The 18,477-nt window shown below is 71.9% G+C and carries 18 protein-coding genes; 9 read left to right on the top strand and 9 right to left on the bottom strand.

Annotation, left to right across the window (positions count from 1 at the left end):
• Positions 1 to 199: 199 nt before the first annotated feature.
• Positions 200 to 1,741 (top strand): hypothetical protein, encoded by a 1,542-nt coding sequence (locus ACFY3U_RS06785; RefSeq protein ID WP_387196125.1) that lies wholly within the window; start codon positions 200 to 202, stop codon positions 1,739 to 1,741.
• A 120-nt stretch (positions 1,742 to 1,861) separates the two neighbouring features.
• Here ACFY3U_RS06785 and rplI read toward each other — a convergent pair whose 3' ends face one another.
• The 4 genes from rplI to rpsF form a co-directional block, all read right to left on the bottom strand.
• A complete protein-coding gene (rplI, locus tag ACFY3U_RS06790; protein ID WP_387196129.1) occupies positions 1,862 to 2,308 on the bottom strand; it encodes a 50S ribosomal protein L9 in 447 nt (148 codons plus the stop codon).
• A gap of 14 nt (positions 2,309 to 2,322) precedes the next feature.
• Positions 2,323 to 2,562, bottom strand: coding sequence for a 30S ribosomal protein S18 (rpsR, locus tag ACFY3U_RS06795; RefSeq protein WP_007073789.1), 240 nt, complete (start codon positions 2,560 to 2,562; stop codon positions 2,323 to 2,325).
• 41 nt (positions 2,563 to 2,603) lie between these two features.
• Entirely contained in the window at positions 2,604 to 3,137 is a 534-nt protein-coding gene (locus ACFY3U_RS06800; protein ID WP_387196132.1) for a single-stranded DNA-binding protein, read from the bottom strand.
• 79 nt (positions 3,138 to 3,216) lie between these two features.
• On the bottom strand, positions 3,217 to 3,507 hold the full coding sequence (gene rpsF, locus ACFY3U_RS06805; protein WP_067301247.1) for a 30S ribosomal protein S6: 291 nt from the start codon (positions 3,505 to 3,507) through the stop codon (positions 3,217 to 3,219).
• A gap of 559 nt (positions 3,508 to 4,066) precedes the next feature.
• On the opposite strand from rpsF, the gene ACFY3U_RS06810 reads away from it, so the two are divergent.
• Together ACFY3U_RS06810 and ACFY3U_RS06815 are read left to right on the top strand one after the other, a co-directional pair.
• The gene (locus ACFY3U_RS06810) at positions 4,067 to 4,849 is read left to right on the top strand and encodes a deoxyribonuclease IV (RefSeq protein ID WP_387196135.1); all 783 of its coding nucleotides are present in this window, start codon (positions 4,067 to 4,069) and stop codon (positions 4,847 to 4,849) included.
• A 3-nt stretch (positions 4,850 to 4,852) separates the two neighbouring features.
• Positions 4,853 to 7,000 (top strand): hypothetical protein, encoded by a 2,148-nt coding sequence (locus tag ACFY3U_RS06815; protein WP_387196139.1) that lies wholly within the window; start codon positions 4,853 to 4,855, stop codon positions 6,998 to 7,000.
• Here ACFY3U_RS06815 and ACFY3U_RS06820 read toward each other — a convergent pair.
• Positions 6,997 to 8,517, bottom strand: coding sequence for a glycosyltransferase family 87 protein (locus tag ACFY3U_RS06820; RefSeq protein WP_387196143.1), 1,521 nt, complete (start codon positions 8,515 to 8,517; stop codon positions 6,997 to 6,999). The two genes, ACFY3U_RS06815 and ACFY3U_RS06820, sit on opposite strands and share 4 nt — an antisense overlap.
• A gap of 107 nt (positions 8,518 to 8,624) precedes the next feature.
• Positions 8,625 to 10,898 (bottom strand): transglycosylase domain-containing protein, encoded by a 2,274-nt coding sequence (locus ACFY3U_RS06825; RefSeq protein WP_387196146.1) that lies wholly within the window; start codon positions 10,896 to 10,898, stop codon positions 8,625 to 8,627.
• Here ACFY3U_RS06825 and ACFY3U_RS06830 point away from each other — a divergent pair.
• A complete protein-coding gene (locus ACFY3U_RS06830) occupies positions 10,897 to 11,553 on the top strand; it encodes a hypothetical protein (protein WP_387196149.1) in 657 nt (218 codons plus the stop codon). The genes ACFY3U_RS06825 and ACFY3U_RS06830 overlap by 2 nt on opposite strands.
• A 127-nt stretch (positions 11,554 to 11,680) precedes the next feature.
• Here the strand turns inward: ACFY3U_RS06830 and ACFY3U_RS06835 are convergent, their stop codons facing one another.
• Positions 11,681 to 12,139 carry a DUF5318 domain-containing protein gene (locus tag ACFY3U_RS06835; protein ID WP_387196153.1) on the bottom strand — a complete coding sequence of 153 codons (459 nt, stop codon included), beginning with the start codon at positions 12,137 to 12,139 and terminating at the stop codon, positions 11,681 to 11,683.
• Between the two features lie 174 nt (positions 12,140 to 12,313).
• On the opposite strand from ACFY3U_RS06835, the gene ACFY3U_RS06840 reads away from it, so the two are divergent.
• Together ACFY3U_RS06840 and ACFY3U_RS06845 are read left to right on the top strand one after the other, a co-directional pair.
• Positions 12,314 to 12,952 carry a PadR family transcriptional regulator gene (locus ACFY3U_RS06840; protein ID WP_387196156.1) on the top strand — a complete coding sequence of 213 codons (639 nt, stop codon included), beginning with the start codon at positions 12,314 to 12,316 and terminating at the stop codon, positions 12,950 to 12,952.
• A gap of 23 nt (positions 12,953 to 12,975) precedes the next feature.
• Complete coding sequence (locus ACFY3U_RS06845; protein WP_387196159.1) at positions 12,976 to 14,055, top strand: inositol-3-phosphate synthase; 1,080 nt, start codon at positions 12,976 to 12,978, stop codon at positions 14,053 to 14,055.
• 70 nt (positions 14,056 to 14,125) lie between these two features.
• Here the strand turns inward: ACFY3U_RS06845 and ACFY3U_RS06850 are convergent, their stop codons facing one another.
• Both ACFY3U_RS06850 and ACFY3U_RS06855 read right to left on the bottom strand, forming a co-directional pair.
• Complete coding sequence (locus tag ACFY3U_RS06850) at positions 14,126 to 15,073, bottom strand: hypothetical protein (protein ID WP_387196161.1); 948 nt, start codon at positions 15,071 to 15,073, stop codon at positions 14,126 to 14,128.
• A gap of 179 nt (positions 15,074 to 15,252) precedes the next feature.
• Positions 15,253 to 15,732, bottom strand: coding sequence for a methylated-DNA--[protein]-cysteine S-methyltransferase (locus ACFY3U_RS06855; protein ID WP_387196163.1), 480 nt, complete (start codon positions 15,730 to 15,732; stop codon positions 15,253 to 15,255).
• A 39-nt stretch (positions 15,733 to 15,771) separates the two neighbouring features.
• Between ACFY3U_RS06855 and ACFY3U_RS06860 the strand changes: the two genes are divergently transcribed.
• The 3 genes from ACFY3U_RS06860 to ACFY3U_RS06870 all read left to right on the top strand — a co-directional run bounded on the left by ACFY3U_RS06860 (position 15,772) and on the right by ACFY3U_RS06870 (position 18,468).
• Entirely contained in the window at positions 15,772 to 16,293 is a 522-nt protein-coding gene (locus ACFY3U_RS06860) for a hypothetical protein (RefSeq protein WP_387197575.1), read from the top strand.
• A 27-nt stretch (positions 16,294 to 16,320) separates the two neighbouring features.
• Positions 16,321 to 17,847 carry a flotillin family protein gene (locus ACFY3U_RS06865; RefSeq protein ID WP_387196166.1) on the top strand — a complete coding sequence of 509 codons (1,527 nt, stop codon included), beginning with the start codon at positions 16,321 to 16,323 and terminating at the stop codon, positions 17,845 to 17,847.
• Between the two features lie 135 nt (positions 17,848 to 17,982).
• Positions 17,983 to 18,468 (top strand): SigE family RNA polymerase sigma factor, encoded by a 486-nt coding sequence (locus ACFY3U_RS06870; RefSeq protein ID WP_387196169.1) that lies wholly within the window; start codon positions 17,983 to 17,985, stop codon positions 18,466 to 18,468.
• Positions 18,469 to 18,477 lie beyond the last annotated feature (9 nt).

An 18,477-nucleotide genomic window follows, 5' to 3' on the forward strand; every position in this document is an offset into this window, starting at 1 on the left:
CAGCGTGTGCACAGCCCTGTGGAAAACTGTTGGGGATTTCCGCCGGAATCGTCCTTGAGCTGGGAAAACACGGTCCCCACCCTGTGGACGGGAAATTTCCGGTCGGGTCGCTCGCCGGGACTTCCCGTACTATCTCCTGCGGACGACCACACCTGTACAACGGATTGCGCTTTCGGTTGAGAAGGGTCACGCTCCGGCCGTGAGTTACCGGGACTGGGAGCGCGGGGAGGGCACCCCGCGCGAGCGCCAGCCGATCGCCCCGTGGGGCGACCTCGGCGAGACGATCCCGGCCGACCCGTACTCGTCCGGCACCGACCGATCCCGCACCCCCAGCCGTCGCCGCGCGGTCGAGCGCGGCCAGGAGGAGCCGGTCGACGCGTATCTGCCGCGCTGGGCGGTGGAGTCCGGGATCGCGCACGCCGACGGGCGCGGCCGGCACGCCGCGCCGGAGGACGCCGAGGACGCCGACCCTCCCGTCTCGGGCGAGGGCCGCCGCGCGGCCCGCCGGCGCCGGGAGGCCGAGCGCACCGAACTGCGCGCGATCAGCGCGGCCCCCGAGTCCGACCACACCGGCGGTTGGACCGTCGAGCGGCCGTCCGAGCAGGGGTACGTCGGGAGCCGGCGGGCCGATGCGTCCGAGGATGAGCCGGTGTCCGGGGTCGGGCCGACGACCCGCCCGCGCCGGGCCCGGTCCCGCCGGCCGGAGGTGATCTGGTCCGGCGTGGAGGATGAGCCGGGTGCCGGCTCGGCGGGTGACCAGCCGGAGCGGCGCACCCGGCGGGCCCGGCGGGTCACCGCGGACGCCTTCTGGGCCCGCCCGCCGGACGAGCCGCGGCGGCGCGGCGGCGAGCCGGTGGTGGAGCCGGAGCCGGAGTACCGGCCGGCGGTGGACCCCTGGGACGCCTCCGGTGTGCAGTCGTGGCAGGGCGCCGGTGCGCCCGACCGGTGGGACCGCGGGTCCGGGGTCGGGCGCCGGGACGAGCCGGACAGCACCGGCCAGTGGGACCGGTTCACCGAGACGGGCCAGTGGAGCCGCGGCGAGGTGGGGCAGTGGGGCGGCGCGGTCGACGCCGAGCGGTGGAGCCGTGGCGGCGCCGGCCGCTGGGACCGGACGGAGGCACCGGGCCCGGCGGAGCCGACGACCGGGGAGGGCTGGGGCTGGGCGGAGCAGCCGGAGGGGTTCTGGGCGGGGACCCGGTTGGCCGGGGACGATCCGCGGTGGATGGATCCGCCGCCGTCGGCGCCGCGTTCGCCGGTGGTCTCGTACACCGCTCCCCGACCCCGTACCGCCTCCCGCCGACGCGTGGAGCCGGCGCCCGCGCCGCTGCGGGATCGGTTCGGCGGTGGCGGGGTGTGGCACCGCCGGCTCGAGGACGACCTGCTCGATCCGGATCCGGGCGGTCCGTTGCGGCCGCTGGTCTACACCGCGGCGTGCTACGTGGTGCCGGCGGTGCTGGTCTTCCTGTTCCTGCTGACGCTGAGCGGTCAGGCGCCGGCCGGCTGCGTGACGGACATCAGCGGCGGCGGCTGCGACTCGCCGCGGGCGCACGCCTTCGCCTCGCTGGTGCAGGGCGGGCCGCGGTTCGGGTTGGCGCTGGTCAGCAGCCTGGTGGTGGCGGTGTTGTTGCGCCGGGTCGGGACGACCTGGCGGTCGACCACGGTCGCCCTGGCCGCCGCGGTGGTCGGCGGCGGCCTGTCCACGGTCATGATCAGCGCGGTGACCGGCCAGCCGATCGGCTGAGCGCCCCCTCGGGATCGACGGCGAAGCGACGCCCCGTGCTGTCCCCGCCCCGGGCGGGGGCGCAACGGCGAGGGCCCGCACCGGAGATCCGGTGCGGGCCCTCGCGTCGTACGGTCGGTGTCAGCCCTTGACGACGTTGAGGTCGAAGGAGGCGGTCACCTCGGGGTGCAGCTTGATCCGCACCGGGTAGGAGCCGGTCGACTTGACGTGACCGGGCACCTCCAGCCGACGACGGTCGAGGACCGGGCCGCCGGCCGCCTTGACGGCATCGACGATCTCGGCCGACGTGACCGAGCCGAAGAGCCGGCCACCGTCGCCGGCGCGGGCCTTCAGGTTGACCTTCAGACCCTCGAGCTGGGCCTTGACCTCGTTGGCGTGGTCGAGGTCCCGGATCTCGCGGGCCGAGCGGGCCCGCTTGATGACCGTGACCTGCTTCTCCGCACCCTTGGTCCAGCTGATCGCGAAGCCCTGCGGCAGCAGGTAGTTACGGCCGTAGCCGTTCTTCACCTCGACGATGTCGCCGGGGGCACCGAGACCGGAAACTTCCTGAGTCAGGATGATCTTCATGTCGGTGCCTCCTCTCAGCGGGCCGTTGCGGTGTACGGCAGGAGCGCCATCTCACGGGCGTTCTTGACCGCACGGGCGATCTGCCGCTGCTGCTGCGAGGTGACGCCGGTCACCCGTCGAGCGCGGATCTTGCCGCGGTCGGAGATGAACTTGCGCAGCAGCGCGGTGTCCTTGTAATCGATGTAGGTGATCCCGTCCTTGTCGAGCGGATTCACCTTCTTCTTCGGCTTGCGAAGTGCCGCAGCCTTGGCCATTGACCTTGCTCCTGGTTTGCGATCGCGGGCGCTCGGCGCCATTAGAACGGAGGCTCCTCGTCGAAGTTGGCGCCCGAACCAGCGCGGGACGGAGAAGGCGCGGCCGAAGCCCAGGGGTCGTCGAAGTTGCCTCCGCCGCCACCCTGGTTGCCACCACCACCGGAACCGAAGCCACCGCCACCGCCACCGGAGCGCGACATCTTCTGCACCTTCGCCGTGGCGTAGCGCAGAGACGGGCCGATCTCGTCGACCTCGAGCTCGATGACGGTGCGCTTCTCACCCTCGCGGGTCTCGTACGACCGCTGACGCAGCCGACCCGAGACGATCACGCGGGCGCCCCGCTGGAGCGACTCGGCGACGTGCTCCGCCGCCTGCCGCCACACGGTGCAGGCCAGGAAGAGCGGCTCGCCGTCCTTCCATTCGTTGGTGGTCTTGTCCATGAACCGGGGCGTCGAAGCGACCCGGAACTTGGCGACCGCCGCACCGGACGGGGTGAACCGCAACTCGGGGTCATCGGTCAGATTGCCGATGACCGTGATGGTGGTGTCTCCTGCCATGACCATCTCCTCGCGCACTCATCGTTGCGTCGTACAGGCTCTCAGAGCCCTACGACAACGCCGATGAGGCTGATCCGGGCGAACCGGGGTTGAATGCTTAGCGCATCTCCGGCCGGATGACCTTGGTGCGCAGCACGGACTCGTTGAGCCGCAGCTGACGGTCGAGCTCAGCCACGGCCTCAGGCGTCGCCTGAAGGTCGATGACGGCGTAGATGCCTTCGGCCTTCTTGTTGATCTCGTACGCGAGGCGCCTGCGGCCCCACACATCGGTCTTCTCCACCGAGCCGCCGGCAGTCCGGATCACGTTCAGGTACGTGTCGAGGGACGGGGCGACGGTGCGCTCCTCGAGGCTGGAGTCGAGGATCACCATGACTTCGTAATGACGCAAGACGTGCTCACCTCCTATGGGCTGTGCGGCCACGGTCCTTCCGTGGCAGGAGGTCGTGCGTCGTCGCCGCTCCGGGAACGGGGGGACCCGGCCGGACGCGGACAACCGGACCAGAATACCTGGTCCGGACGATCATGCCCGGGCAGGTCGGGGCGACCATCCCGGGCGCGGCGACAGGGGCCCGCCTCCGTCGCCCGAAGGCGGGTGGCGGACCCCTGTCCACGAGGCCGCGGGGCGTCCCGTCCGCATTCCTTGGGTGGGACCTGGGGAGGAACGACCACACCGATGAGGTTGGATCGAGGACACCCCGCGGAGCTTTTCTGTTGTTATCCCACCGTACAGCCGCAATCGACGCGGCATGGGCGAAATCCAACTATTCAGGGGAGAATTTCGCTGGTCCGGGTCGCCCGGCACGCCCTCGGCGGAGCGTCCACGGTCGATTCCACCCAGGTCAACGACCACCGGGCCGGTGGGTGACGCGACCGGTCCGGCAGCCCGCCCACCCGACTCCCCGCCACCGTCACCCGGATGGTCGGCGGCGGGACGTAGGCTCGCGGGCATGCGTATCGGAGCCCACGTGGACCAGACCGACCCGCTGGCGGAGGCGGCCGCCCGCTCCGCCGACGCCGTGCAGTTCTTCCTCGCCGACCCGCAGGGTTGGAAGGCCCCGAAACCCCGGGCGGACGCCGACCGGCTGCGCACCGCCGAGACGGACGTCTACGTGCACGCGCCGTACGTCATCAACGTCGCGACGCTGAACAACCGGATCCGGATCCCGAGCCGCAAGCTCCTGCTCGGGCACGCCGCCGCCGCGGCCGAGGTCGGCGCGAAGGGGCTCATCGTGCACGGTGGCCACGTCAACGCGGGTGACGATCTCGCCGTCGGCTTCGACAACTGGCGCAAGACCTTCGCCTACGCGGCGGACTCCGGCGGCTTCCCGTTGCCGGTCCTGATCGAGAACACGGCCGGTGGCGAGAACGCGTGCGCCCGGCGACTCGACGCGCTGGCCCGGCTCTGGGACGCGATCGGCGACCATGAGGTGGGCTTCTGCCTGGACACCTGCCACGCGTACGCCGGCGGTGAGGAGCTGCTCGACCTGGTCGACCGGGTCAAGGCGATCACCGGCCGGATCGACCTGGTGCACGCCAACAACTCCAAGGGCGGCTTCAACTCCGGGCAGGACCGGCACGACAACCTGGACGCCGGCACGATCGACCCGGAGCTGGTGGTGGCGGTGATCCGGGCCGCCGGCGCACCGGTCATCGTGGAGACCCCCGGCGGCGTCGACGGCCAGGGCGCCGACATCGCCCTGCTCCGCGACCGACTCGGCACGGGGGCCTGACGGATGACAGCGCGCGCGACCGGCGGCCAGCCGACCGGCCAGACCGGCCCCGACGCGACCCGGGCCGGGGCCAGCACCTCCGCGGACGCGACGAGCACCGCGGAGGCGGGCAGCGACCAAGCCGACCCGAAGCCGTCCGGCGCACCCGGGTCCAGCGGGGCGGAGACCGGCACCGTCCCGGACGCCGGCGCCGACTCCGCCGAACCGGTCGACTCCACGCCGGCCGGGACCAAGCCGGCCGCCACGGACACCGCGAGCAAGCCGGCCAGCTCCACCACGGACGCCGAGAGCAAGCCAGCCGACTCCGCCGAGGATGCCGAAGCGGCCGGGAAGGACAGAACTGCCGGGAAGAAGGACCCCGGCGACGACGTGGCAGCCGACCCCTGGTCGGCGTTCGCTCCCGCGCCCGAACGGCTGCCGGGTCGCGTGGGCCGGGTGACCCGGGCGACCGGCCGGGTGCTGCGCCACGAGTGGACCGTGGCCGCGCTCGGCGCGCTCGCCCTGGCGGTCGCGCTGACCTGGCCGACGCTGCGCTACCCGCTCTACACGCTGCCGCAGGACTACTGGGACCCGAGCCTCCAGTCGTGGCAGATGGCCTGGTCGGGGCACATCCTGCTGAGCAACCCCGGGCAGCTGTGGCAGGCCAACACCTTCTTCCCCGAGCCGTACAGCTTCGCGTTCTCCGACACCCTGCTCGGCTACGCGCCGGTCGGCATGATCGGCACCGGCCCGGACGCCGCCGTGCTGCGCTACAACATCATGTTCGTGCTGGCCCACGCGGTGGCCACGTTCGGCGCGTACGTGCTGGCCCGGCAGTTGGGCGCGGGCCGGGCCGGCTCGGCGGTGGCCGGGGTCTCCTACACGTACGCCCCGTGGCTGCTGGCCCAGGCCGGCCACCTGCACATCGTGTCCAACGGCGGGATCCCGCTGGCGCTGGCCATGCTGGCCCGGGGGCACGGCTGGTCGCTGCGGCACGGTTACCGGCCGGAACGCACCCGGATCGGTTGGGCGTACGCCGGCTGGGCGGTGGCCGCCTGGCAGCTGAGCCTGGGCTTCGGCATCGGCCTGCCGTTCGCGTACCTGCTCGCCGGCGTGGTGCTGGTCGCCGCGGTGACCTGGGGTCTGCGCCGGTGGGTGTTCGGCCGGCGGCGGCGGCCGTTCGGCGCCTGGCTGCTGGTCGCCGACGCGGTCGGCGGCGCGGTCTTCGCCGCGGTGGGCGCGCTGCTCGCGGTCCCGTACTTCCGGGTCGCCGAGCAGCACCCGAACGCGGCCCGCACGATCGGCGACATCGAGGTCTACTCGCCGCCGGTGAGCGGCTTCTTCACCGCACCGGCCGAGTCCCGGATCTGGGGCGGCCTGCACGAGGGGGCACGGGCGGCGCTGCCCTGGCACCCGGAGATGACCCTGCTGCCCGGCTTCGTGCTCTACGCGCTGGCCGCCGGTGGGCTGTTCTTCTCGGTCTGGCGGCTGCGGCACCGGCTGCTGCTGCTCGCCGGCGTGCTGCTCACCATGGCGCTCGGCATGGGCACCCGGTTCCTGGGCGGCCGGTTCACCTACGTGCCGCTGTTCGAGTACCTGCCCGGCTGGAACGGGCTGCGGACGCCCGGCCGGATGATGCTCTGGACCACGCTGCTGCTCGCTCTGCTCGCGGCCGGCGCGGTCAGCGCCTTCGCCGAGCGGGTACGAGAGATGTCCGCCGAGCGCGGGCCGACCCGCCCGTCACCGTGGTTGCGGGTGGCCCTCGTGCTGCCGGTGCTGCTGGTCGCCGTGGAGGGTCTCAACACGACGCCGCACCCGGTGGTGCCGGAACAGCCGGCGGCGCTGCGCACCGTGGACGGCCCGATGCTGGTGCTGCCCAGCGGTCAGAACCTCGACCAGCCGGTGATGCTCTGGACCACCAGCCGGTTCCAGCAGGTGGTCAACGGCGGCAGCGGCTTCACGCCGATCCGACAGGACGAGGCGCGCCGGGTGACGCTCTCCTTCCCCGACCGGACCAGCGTCGACTACCTGCGCTCGCTGGGCGTGCGCAACGTGGTGCTGCTGCGCGACCAGATCGTCGGGACGCCGTGGGAGTCGACCATCGACGCGCCGGTCGACGCGCTCGGCATCACCCGCGAGGAGGTCGGCAACGCGGTGGTCTTCCGCCTCTAGCCGCTCGCGGCGGTGGCCAGCGACCGGGTGCGGCGGCGGCCGGCGAGCCAGGGGGCGTCGGGGGCGCCGTCGAGGACGCCGCCGTCCGGGTCGTCGGCGTACGTCTGCCGCACGGCGTCCCGCTCCGGGTGCAGGACGTCCCGGATGATCAGCACGCAGAGCAGCGCGACGGTGCCCAGCCGGAGGGTGGCGGCGAGGACGAAGACGCCCTCGGGGAAGACCGGCCGGCTGGTGGCGGAGCCGAGCAGCTCGCCGTAGAACGCGGCGAAGTAGGCCACCTCGGCGAGCTGCCAGGCCAGGAAGGCGCCCCAGCGGGGGCGGGCCAGCACGGCCAGCGGCAGCAGCCAGAGCACGAACTGCTGGGACCAGACCTTGCTGAAGATCAGGAAGGCGGCGACCACCAGGAAGGCGAGCTGGGCCAGGCGCGGGCGGCGCGGCGCGAGCAGCGCCAGCGCGGCCACCCCCAGGCAGGCCAGCCCGAACAGGGCGTACGACAGGGTGTTGAGCGCCGGGATGTGGTTGTTCAGCCACTGGAACGGGCCCTGGGACTCGGCGCCGCCGAGGTTGATCCGGCCGTCCAGGTAGCGCCCGATGTACCAGAGCGTGCCCCAGTCGATCGGCCGGGTGCTGTTCAGCTCGAAGAAGCGTCCCCAGTTCTTCGGGTAGGGGATGGCCGCCGGGAGGTTCACCAGCACGACCGTCAGCACCGCGGCGGCGACGGACACCGCGGCGAACGCGAGCCGGCGGCCGCGGATCGCGAGCACCAGGATCGGCCCGAGCAGGAACAGCGGCCACATCTTCGCCGCACCGCCGAGCCCGAGCGACACTCCGGCCAGACCGGCCAGCAGGCCCCCCACCGGCCCCGGCCGGGTACGCCCCCAGGCGAGCAACCCGAACGCGGCCAGCCCGATGGCGAGGAAGTCCCAGTTGACGGTGGCGGTCAGGAACAGCGCCGGAGCCAGCGCGAAGAGGGCGGCGTCCCAGGGTCGTCGGCGGCGCAGGGCGAGGATCACCGCCGTGGTGGCGACGGCGAGCGCGCCGAGCGTCAGGGCGGTGAGGTTGTAGAACCACTGCCCCTGGTTGAGCTGCGGATCGTCCGCGCCGAGAGCGTGCACCGGCAGGCCGATCGCGCCCATGAAGTAGCCGGTGAGCACCGGGTACTCCACCGGGTGGTCGCGGTAGGGCACCTTGCCCTCGTTGAGCCCCTCGGCGTAGTAGAGCGCCAGCACGTCGGTGTAGCACATCCGGGTGTACTGGACGTTGTTCTGCCAGGCGCCGTCCTGGCAGGGCGACTTCTGCACCCAGTGCAGGGCCAGCGTCAGGCAGGCCATGGCCAGCACGATCCGGGCGACCGTCCAGAAGCGCCGCTCCCGGCCGGCGGGCCGGTCGAGCGCGACCGCATGGTCGCCGAGCGGTCCGCCGATCACCTCGGAGACGCCGCGGACGAAGCCGTCCGAGCGGGACGGGTGGTCGCTGGTCTCGGCGTCGCCGATGCCGGCCGTCGACTGGGTGCTCATGGGAAGGCATCCTGCCGTACGACGGGCCCTCCCGTGGAGTCCCGGACGGCAAAACGCCGCCGGCGACCGGACGCAAGGTCCGGTCGCCGGCGGCGGTGTCGAAGGTGCTACTGCTGCTTGGGCAGCAGGGACGGCAGGAGGCCGCCACCGTTGCCGCCGCCGCGGGGGCGGGGATCGGTCGGGTTGCCCGGTCCCTGGTTGCCCCCGGCGGGGTTGCCGCCACCCGGGTTCATCGGCGTGCCGCCCTCCGGGCAGAACAGGCCCAGCGGGCCGCAGTCCTGCGGCTGCTGCGGCTGCTCGGGGGCCGGCGGCGGGGGCGGCGGCGCGGGCGCGTTGCCGGAGTTCGGGTCGCCGACGTGCGCGGCGGGCGGGAACTTCAACTTGTCCTTGCCGTCGAGCGCGGCATCCATGAAGCGTTCCCAGATCGCACCGGGCAGCGTCGAGCCGCTGATCTTGTTGCCGCTCTTGTCGCGAATCGGCTCCCGGCCATTCAGGTTGCCGATCCAGACCGCGGTTGCGATCTGCGGGGTGTAGCCAACCGTCCAGGCGTCGCCGTTCTCCTCCGTGCCCGGCTTCTGCTCCCAGGTGCCGGTCTTGGCGGCAGCCTCCCGGCCACCCTCCAGCTTGTGCTTGATCCTGGCCGGGTACTTCTCCAGTACCGAGGTCACGTCCGCCACCACGTCGGAAGGAATCCGCTGCTCCGGCTTCAACTGCTCGCCGCCGAGCTTCTGCCAGGTGCCGGTCGCCGGGTCCTGCTTCTCGAACTTCTTCACGAAGTGCGCCTTGTTGTAGACGCCCCCGTTGGCGAAGGTGGCGAGGCCGTTGGCGTGGTCGAGGACGGTGATCCCGTACTGGCCGAAGCCGATGAAGTAGTCGAACGGGTCCCGGGTCAGTTCCTTCGGGTCCTTCATCTTGGTCAGGTCGTGCACCTTCGGGGTCCGGCTCTCCTGCATCGCGGTGATGCCGGCCTGCTTGGCCATCTCGAGGACCTTGTCCGCCCCGATGTCCTGGGTGACGTGGAAGAACGGCACGTTCAACGACTTCAGGGTCGAGGTCTCCAGGGTGCAGGAGTCCCCGCAGTCGGGGTTGTCGTCCCCGGCGTTGCTGATCCAGACCGACTTCGGATAGCCCTCGGGGTTGAAGCCCTTGCCCTTCCACCGGGAATCGATGGACTTGCCCGCCTTCAGTGCCGCCGCCAGGGTGTAGACCTTGAAGCTGGAGCCCGGCGGGTGCAGGCCGCTGACCACGCCGTTCTCGTAGTTCTTGCCCGCGTAGTCGGTGCCGGTGCCGTTGTCGCCGCCGTAGTAGGCGAGCACGCCGCCGGTCTTCGGGTCGACCGCCACCACGGCCGCCATCAGATTCTTCGGCTGCCCCTCCATCAGCGAGCCCTTGGCCTTGCGCTGCGCCAGCGCGACCGCCGACTGCTGCACCTTGTCGTCGATGGTGGTGGTGATCCGGTAGCCGCCGGCCTTCAGAGCCTCCGAGCAGAGCGGCTTGAGCTTGGTGACCGCGGCCTCGTCATCGGTGCACAGGCTCTTCTCCCGCATCTCCTGGGCCACGTAGTTGATCACGTTGCCGTACGGGGAGTCCACGCCGAACTTCACCCCGGCGTTCGCCAGCTTCGGGCTCTTGAGCTTCTTCGTCGGGTACACGGTCGGATGGGCTGGCTTGCCGGGGGCGTCGACCCAGTGCATCTGGATCATGTTCTGGACGACGTAGTCCCACCGCTCCTTGGCCGCGACCGGGTTGATCGCCGGGTCGTAGCCCTTGTGGCTGGCGCTCGGCTCCGGCTGCTTGATCAGCGCCGCGAGCACCGCCGCCTCATCCACGGTGATCTTCGATACCGTCGTGCCGAAGTACGCCTGCGCGGCCGCCTCGATGCCGTACGCGTTGCGCCCGAAGTAGATCGTGTTGAGGTAGTGCTCCATGATCTGGTCTTTGCTGAACTCGTCGTTCAGCTTGGAGGCCACGATCGCCTCCTTGACCTTCCGGGCGTACGAGTCGTCCTGGAGGTTCTCGTAGGCGTTGCGGGCGTACTGCTGGGTGATCGTCGAGGCGCCCTGCTTGTCACCGCCGGTGACGTTGTTCCAGGCGGCTCGGGCGATGCCCTTGTAGTCCACGCCGGAGTGCTCGTAGAAGTTCTTGTCCTCGGCGGCGGCCACCGCGTCCCGCATGAACTGCGGGATCTGGTTGATCGACACGAAGGTGCGGTTCTGCTCGCCGACCCGCGCGATGACCGTCTTGCCGTCGTTGGCGTAGACCGTGGTGGCCAGCGGGAGCTTGATCTGGTTCGGGAGCACCACGTTGGTCGAGTAGTAGGTGAAGCCGATCACGCCGACGCCGGCGAGCATGATGAAGACCGCGAAGGCGGCGATCAGCATGTTGACCCGCTTGCGCTTCTTCGCCCTGGCGGCAGCGCCCGGGTCACGCGCCGGACGGCCGCCGAAGCCGCCGTACCCCGGTCCACCCGGCCCACCGGGTCCGCCCGGGCCGCCGCCGGCGAAGCCCGGGGCGCCCGCCCGACCGACCGACGCCCGGCCGGCCGAGGCCGCGCCCACGGACGCCGCTCCCACGCTGGCCCGGCCCGCCGGCGCCGCGCCGACGCTCGCCCGGCCCGCCGGCCCGGCGGCCGGAGAGACCGGCACCGAGGCCCGCCCCGCGCCGGCCCGACCGGCCGCCGGAGCCGCCGGGGAGACCGGCACCGAGGCCCGGCCCGCGCCGGCTCGACCGACCGAGGCCGAACCCACGGACGCCGACCCGGTCGCGCCGCCACCACGCGGCGGAGGCACCGCCGCCGAGGCCCGCCCGGTGGGCGCGCCGTCCGCCGCGCCGACCGAGGCCCGCCCGGCCGGCGCGGCGGCCCGGGCCTCACCGGCCGGCCGCCGGTACGCGTCGTCCGCGCCGGGCCCGGGACCGCCGTTCGCGCCCGGTACCTGGGCCCGCGCGCGCGCGGAACTGGGATCGCCGTACGAGTTCATTCCTCACACCCTGCCGGTCGCGGTGGGACGCGGGGGCGCCACCACCGGGTTGCCGTGAGCTGACACACGCGACGAGGGCTCCCACGGGAGCCCGGACGACGTCACGTTATACGTACTAATCGGGCCAATCGGGCTGCCGAGCCGCCGGTCGTGCGGAGCAGGGGGGTCGACCGGTCCCGCCAGCGTCACCGTTGCGCCTCTCGCCTTCGCCCACCGGCCGGGCCGGCGCCCGGGACAACCGCGTCGCCCGCCGCACCCTGCTCCGGCCCCTCTTCGGTCAGCCCGTCCCGGCCGAGCGTGAACTGCTCGACCAGGTGGTTCCAGTCACAGCCGAGGCAGACCTCGACCACGAACACCTGAAACTCACGCAGCGTCATCGCCAACGCGGGCAACTCCGCCACGGTACGCGCCTGGCCGGCGGACTGGCGGAGTTCGTCGCCGTAAATGTAGTGGACGTGGGTGAGGTTCTCGCTGCGACAGATCGGGCAGCGCTCCTCGGTGGGCTCGCCGTGGAAGCGGGCCGCGTTCTTCAGGTAGGGCGACGCGTCGCAGACGTCGTACGTGCCGACCCGGCCGGCCAGGAGGTCACGCAGGACCGCTCGCTTCCGAAGCGAGTAGTCCACCACCTGACGCGACGTACGCATGCGGAGAAGGGTACGCGGTCCGGCCGGGCGAGGCGACCATGGTCACGATGAGTGACATGAACGGCGCGGAACGGGGGTTTGCCCTGGCGGCGATCGAGGTACTAACGTGCGATGTATCGGCCCGATACATCGAGGCGGTGAACGTCCGATGGCGGAGGTAGGAAGGGATGGCCCGTGCTCGAGCTCGCCATCCTGGGCCTCCTGCAGGAGTCGCCGATGCACGGCTACGAGCTCCGCAAGGAGCTCACGGCCAAGCTCGGCGCCATCCGGGCGGCGATCAGCTACGGCTCGCTCTACCCGACCCTGCGCCGGTTGCAGGCGGCGGGCTGGATCACCGAGGCCGCGGAGACACCCGCGACCGCCGAGGAGATACCCGCTCTGACCAGCCGACGAGGTCGGGTGGTCTACAAGATCACCGCAGACGGCAAGGAGCGCTTCGGCCAGCTGATCGGGCAGGCCGGGCCCGAGACGTACGACGACACGGGCTTCGGCGTGCACTTCGCGTTCTTCGCCCGGACCGACCAGGCGACCCGCCTGCGCATTCTGGAGGGTCGCCGCCGCACCATCGAGGAACGTCGCGAGGGCCTTCGCGACGTGCTGGGCCGGGCGGCCGAGCGCCTCGACGCGTACACCCTGGAACTGCAACGCCACGGGCTCGACGCCTGTGAGCGCGAGGTCCGCTGGCTGGAGGAGCTCATCGCCAACGAGCGCTCCGGCCGAGCCCCGACCGTCCCGCAACCCGGGACAGCCGGCGGTCGACGAGATGACAACAGCCCGCCTCCGCCTGGAACGTCCAGGAAAGAGCGGCCGTGATGAAGAAGAAGGAGGCAGACGCTATGGGCTCCGTCCGCGTCGCCATCGTCGGTGTGGGTAACTGCGCCTCTTCCCTCGTGCAGGGAGTGGAGTACTACCGCAACGCCGACCCGAACGACCGCGTCCCGGGTCTCATGCACGTCACCTTCGGCGACTACCACGTCTCGGACGTGGAGTTCGTCGCGGCGTTCGACGTGGACGCCAAGAAGGTGGGCATGGACCTCGCGGAGGCGATCGTCGCCAGCGAGAACAACACCATCAAGCTCTGCGACGTGCCGCCGACCGGCGTCAGCGTGCAGCGCGGTCCGACCTTCGACGGTCTGGGCCAGTACTACCGCGAGATCATCGAGGAGTCGGACGCCGAGCCGGTCGACGTGGCCCAGGCGCTGCGCGACGCGCAGGTCGACGTGGTCGTCTCCTACCTGCCGGTGGGCTCCGAGCAGGCCGACAAGTTCTACGCCCAGGCCGCGATCGACGCCGGTTGCGCGTTCGTCAACGCACTCCCGGTCTTCATCGCCTCCGACCCGGAGTGGGCGAAGAAGTTCGAGGACGCGGGCCTGCCGATCGTCGGTGACGACATCAAGAGCCAGGTCGGCGCCACCATCGTGCACCGCGCCCTGGCGAAGCTCTTCGAGGACCGCGGGGTCGAGCTGCTGCGCACGTACCAGCTCAACTTCGGCGGCAACATGGACTTCATGAACATGCTGGAGCGCAACCGGCTGGTCTCGAAGAAGATCTCGAAGACCCAGTCGGTCACCTCGCAGATCCCGCACGAGATGGTCAAGAGCGACGTGCACATCGGCCCGTCGGACCACGTGCCGTGGCTGGACGACCGCAAGTGGGCGTACATCCGCCTGGAGGGCCGCTCCTTCGGTGACACCCCGCTCAACGCCGAGCTCAAGCTCGAGGTGTGGGACTCGCCGAACTCGGCCGGCGTCATCATCGACGCCGTCCGGGCCGCGAAGATCGCGCTGGACCGCAAGATCGGTGGCCCGATCCTGTCCGCGTCGTCCTACTTCATGAAGTCCCCGCCGGTGCAGTACGCCGACCACGACGCGCACGCGGCCGTGGAGGGCTTCATCGCCGGTGAGGTCGAGCGCTGACCCGCTGACCACCAACAGCACCGCCGAGGGGGCAGGGTCCGGACGGACCCTGCCCCCTCGTCGTCTCCGGTCAGCGCCAGCTCGGGCGGCTCCACCGGGCCTCGAGGGAACGGGCCGCCGCCAGGTCCGCCACCGCCTGCTCGGTGTGCGCGGTTCCGGCGGGGAGCGGCAGGACGGCCGGGTTGACGGACCCCACACCGATCACGAACGCCGCCACGTCGATGATCACGTGGGTGGTCCGCTGGGCGTAGACCGAGATCCGGTCGCCCTTGAAGCTGATGCCGGACATGAAAGAGTTCGACAGCGTCTGGTTCGCCGTGAAGTTGATCGACGCGTAGGTCGTCGGACGACTCACGCCGTACGGGAAGATCTGCACGAAGCCCGCCGCGGTCGGGCCGGTGACGGTGACGTTGCCGAACAGCGCGTCGCCGAAGTGCACGAAGTCGGTCAGGTCGATGTGGATCGTGTGGCCGGCCAGCAACCGTCCGGAGCTGTCCAGATTGTCGGTGGGGTTGACGATCCGCGTCCGGCTAGCGGCGGACCGGGTGTCGATCAGCCGCTGCGGCACCACCGGCACGATGCGGTTGGCGTTGACGCTGGTGTGCACGGTCGCCACGACCGCCGAGGAACCACCGTCGTTCCTCCCGACGACCTGCAGCTCACCACGCCGGGTGAACCCGATCGAACCCGGCTCCATCTGCTCGTGCAGGGTGTCACCCTTCGGCAGCAGGCACAGCGGCGCCTCGGACAGCACCAACCCGTCCTGCCAGTCCTGCCCGGGCCAGGTCAGGGTGTTGGTCAGCTGGAGGGTGGCCTGCCCCGCGGAGTTGCTGATCCTGGTGGTGCCCGGGCCGGTCTCGTTGAGCTTGCCCTGGAGTACCGGATCGCCCACGGCGGCCTCCGCCGGCGCGGCGGCGGTGGCACCCACCGCCGCGGTCCCGGCCAGGCCCGCGGCGACCGTACCGGCCCGCCGCAGCAGCCGTCGACGATTGACGCTCTGGTGGTGATTGTCCTTCATTGTTCCCCCGTGTCTGAGGTGGGCGTACGGCGGTAGATGCTGCCAATCGACGGAACTGATACGCATCGACCGAACGGCCACCCTTGTCACGGAACCGAACCGGCTGCCCGGCGCGCCACCCCTGACCTCGGGTTCCGGCGGTCCACTCCCGGCTCGACCTACCGTCAGAGCAGCCCTCGTCACATCCAGGCGAGGCGCAGCGCCACCCCGGCCTCCAGCTCCAGCAGCGTGACCTTGCGGTCCAGCCCGCCGCCGAAGCCGACCAGCTTCCCGCCCGCGCCGACGATCCGGTGACACGGCACGATCACCGGGATCGGGTTGCGGTTGCAGGCCACCCCGACCGCCCGCGCCCAGCCGGCGTCCCCGACCCGGCGCGCGACCTCGCCGTAGGTGAGCGTCTCCCCGTACGGGATGCGGGTCATCTCCCGCCACACCGCCCGCTCGAAGTCCGATCCGCGCGGCGCCGCCACCGGCACGTCGAACTCGGTCAGCTCGCCGGCGAAGTACGCCCGCAGCTCGTCGACGACGCGTCGGGCCAGCGGGTCGCCGGGCTCCTCGAGCGCCGACGCCACCCGGCCGAAGTGCGCCCCGCACACCGCGTCGGCGTCGGTGGCCACGGAGAACTCGCCGATCGGTGAGTCGAGCACGGTCCAGCGCATGGCCTCATTGTCGCCGATCGGTTGCGACGTATCGATACCGTGCGGGTCGTGGCCACGGGGACGCTCATCTTTCTGATCATCGGCGGGGCGGGTGTCGCCGTGCTGGTGCTCTCCCTGCTCGGCGCGGAGCTCCTGCACCTCGGCCACCCCGACCTCGACGGCCCGGTCTCGGTCGAGGCGGTCACCGGTTTCCTCGGCGCTTTCGGCTTCGGCGCGGCGATCGTCAACGAGCTGCTGGGTGGGCGTACCCCGGGAATGATCGCGGCGGCGGTGGCCGGCGGCGTGCTCGCGGCCGTGCCCACCGCGTGGCTGGCCGCCCGGCTGAGCCGGGCGGCCCGGAACATGCGCACCGACCCCACCCCCACCCGCGACGACATGGTCGGCGCGATCGGCCTGGTGGTCACCCCGGTCCCCGCCGACGGGTACGGCGAGGTCCGGGTCCGCTTCGCCGGCCAGCCGGTGAAGCTCAACGCACGCGCCGACCGGCCGATCCCGGTCGGCGCCCGGATCTTCGTGGTCCAGGCGCTGAGCGAGACCAGCGTCCATGTCGAGTCCTACTGACCCTCTCGCAGAGACGGAAGTCTGCCCATGCTCCTCGTCATCGCCATCGGCGGCGCGGTCCTGCTGGTCCTCGTCCTCGTGCTCTTCGTGCTCTCCCGGATCAAGGTGGCCGGGCCCAACGAGGCGTTCATCGTGACCGGCCGCAAGGGCCGGACCACGCAGACCGCCGACGGCGGACGCTCCACCGACAACTCCGGCCAGAAGGTGGTCCTCGGCGCCTCGGTCTTCGTGCTGCCGGTGGTGCAGAAGCTCCAGTCGCTCGACCTGTCCAGCCGGCGGATCGACGTGGGCATCCGGGGCGCGGTCAGCAAGCAGGGCATCCGCGCCGACCTGCACGGCGTGGCGATCGTCAAGGTGGGCGGCACCGAGGACGCGATCCGGGCCGCCGCCCAGCGGTTCCTGCACCAGCAGGCCGAGATCGACAACTTCACCCGGGAGGTGCTGGCCGGCGCGCTGCGCTCGATCGTCGGCCGGCTCACCGTCGAGGAGGTCATCCGGGACCGGGCGGCGTTCGCCAGCGCGGTGGCCGAGGAGGCCGAGCACTCGATGACCAACCAGGGCCTGGTGCTCGACACCTTCCAGCTCCAGGACATCCTGGCCGAGGGTTCCTACCTGGCCGACCTGGGCCGGCCGGAGGCGGCCCGGGTGCTCAAGGACGCCGCCATCGCCGAGGCCCGGGCCCGGCAGGCCGCCGAGCAGGAGCGGCTGCTCGCCGAGGAGGCGATCGCCGAGGCGAACCGGAACCTGTCGCTCAAGCAGGCCGGCATCCAGGCCGAGATCGACGCTGCGAAGGCCCGCTCGGCGGCGGCCGGCCCGCTCGCCCAGGCCGAGCGGGACCAGGCGATCCTCACCGAGCAGCAGAAGGTGGCCGAGCGCAACGCCGAGCTCAAGCAGCGCCAGCTCGACACCGAGGTGCGCAAGCCGGCCGACGCGGCCCGGTACAAGGTCGAGCAGGAGGCGGAGGCCTCGCGCAACGCGGCGGTGCTGAACGCCGACGCCCGCCGGCAGGCCACCATCGCCGCCGCCCAGGCCGAGGCCGAGCAGGCCCGGCTCACCGGTGAGGGCGAGCGGGCCCGCCGGGCCGCGCTGGCCGAGGCGAACGCGATCGAGGGCGCCAAGGAGGGCGAGGCCGAGCAGCGCCGCCGGTCCGCGATCGCCGAGGCGGTCGAGCGGGAGGGCCAGGCCGAGGCCGCGGCCATCCTGGCCAAGGGCCAGGCCGAGGCGGACGCGATGGCCCGCAAGGCCGACGCCTTTGCCGCGTACGGGGAGGCGGCGGTGCTGGACCTGCTGGTCAAGGTGCTGCCGCAGGTGGTCGAGGCGGCCAGCGCCCCGATCGGCGCGATCGACAAGATGACGGTCATCTCCACCGACGGGGCGTCCTCGCTGACGAAGTCGGTGGCCGGCAACGTGGCGCAGGGGCTGCAGCTCGGCTCCGACCTGACCGGCATCGACCTGCCCGGGCTGTTGGCGAAGCTCGGCTCGGCCTCCTCATCCGCCGCGCCGGCCGGCAACGGCAAGACGCCGGTCGAGGGAGGCGCGGTCGAGCGCCGCTGACCGGGCGTACCGCCGGGCGCCGTCCTCCCACACCGGGAGGGCGGCGCCCCCGCCTGTCCGACGGGGGCGGAAACCCGTCGGCATGTCGAGGCAAGGTTCCGCCGCTCCGGCGCGTCTTGGGTACGGAGGTGAGCGGTGGCTGAGGTGATCGACGGGGAGTTCACCGCCTTCGTCGACGAGCGGGGTCCCGCCCTGCTGCGCGTCGCGTACGCACTCGCCGGCAACCAGCACGCGGCGGAGGACCTGCTGCAGAACGCGCTGGCCAAGGCGTACGCCCGGTGGCCCCGGATCCGGGGCGACGCCGAGCCGTACGTGCGCCGGATCCTCTACCACGACCAGATCTCCGGCTGGCGGCGGTTGTCCCGTCGGCGGGAGGTGTCGGTCGCCGTGCTGCCCGAGCGGGCCGAGGACCGCGACGGCGGCCACGACGCCGACCTGCGCCTGCTGCTGCGGGACGCGCTGCTGGCGCTGCCGCCCCGGCAGCGGGCGGTGCTCACTCTGCGTTACCTGAAGGACATGAGCGTCGAGCAGACCGCCGCCGTGCTGGGTTGCCGGCCCGGGACCCTGAAGGTGCACCATCCAAATGCATTTGCTCCCGCCCAATCTCGACAATGGTGTTGATACCAGCCT

This window comes from Micromonospora sp. NPDC000089 (genome assembly GCF_042899365.1).
Taxonomy (GTDB): domain Bacteria; phylum Actinomycetota; class Actinomycetes; order Mycobacteriales; family Micromonosporaceae; genus Micromonospora.

What these genes read in the sequence shown, in the direction of transcription:
- rplI (WP_387196129.1), bottom strand. Translation starts at nt 2,308, where the DNA reads ATGAAGATCATCCTGACTCAGGAAGTTTCCGGTCTCGGTGCCCCCGGC.
- rpsR (WP_007073789.1), bottom strand. Translation starts at nt 2,562, where the DNA reads ATGGCCAAGGCTGCGGCACTTCGCAAGCCGAAGAAGAAGGTGAATCCG.
- ACFY3U_RS06810 (WP_387196135.1), top strand. Translation starts at nt 4,067, where the DNA reads ATGCGTATCGGAGCCCACGTGGACCAGACCGACCCGCTGGCGGAGGCG.
- ACFY3U_RS06815 (WP_387196139.1), top strand. Translation starts at nt 4,853, where the DNA reads ATGACAGCGCGCGCGACCGGCGGCCAGCCGACCGGCCAGACCGGCCCC.
- ACFY3U_RS06820 (WP_387196143.1), bottom strand. Translation starts at nt 8,517, where the DNA reads ATGAGCACCCAGTCGACGGCCGGCATCGGCGACGCCGAGACCAGCGAC.
- ACFY3U_RS06830 (WP_387196149.1), top strand. Translation starts at nt 10,897, where the DNA reads ATGTTGACCCGCTTGCGCTTCTTCGCCCTGGCGGCAGCGCCCGGGTCA.
- ACFY3U_RS06825 (WP_387196146.1), bottom strand. Translation starts at nt 10,898, where the DNA reads ATGCTGATCGCCGCCTTCGCGGTCTTCATCATGCTCGCCGGCGTCGGC.
- ACFY3U_RS06835 (WP_387196153.1), bottom strand. Translation starts at nt 12,139, where the DNA reads ATGCGTACGTCGCGTCAGGTGGTGGACTACTCGCTTCGGAAGCGAGCG.
- ACFY3U_RS06845 (WP_387196159.1), top strand. Translation starts at nt 12,976, where the DNA reads ATGGGCTCCGTCCGCGTCGCCATCGTCGGTGTGGGTAACTGCGCCTCT.
- ACFY3U_RS06850 (WP_387196161.1), bottom strand. Translation starts at nt 15,073, where the DNA reads ATGAAGGACAATCACCACCAGAGCGTCAATCGTCGACGGCTGCTGCGG.
- ACFY3U_RS06855 (WP_387196163.1), bottom strand. Translation starts at nt 15,732, where the DNA reads ATGCGCTGGACCGTGCTCGACTCACCGATCGGCGAGTTCTCCGTGGCC.
- ACFY3U_RS06865 (WP_387196166.1), top strand. Translation starts at nt 16,321, where the DNA reads ATGCTCCTCGTCATCGCCATCGGCGGCGCGGTCCTGCTGGTCCTCGTC.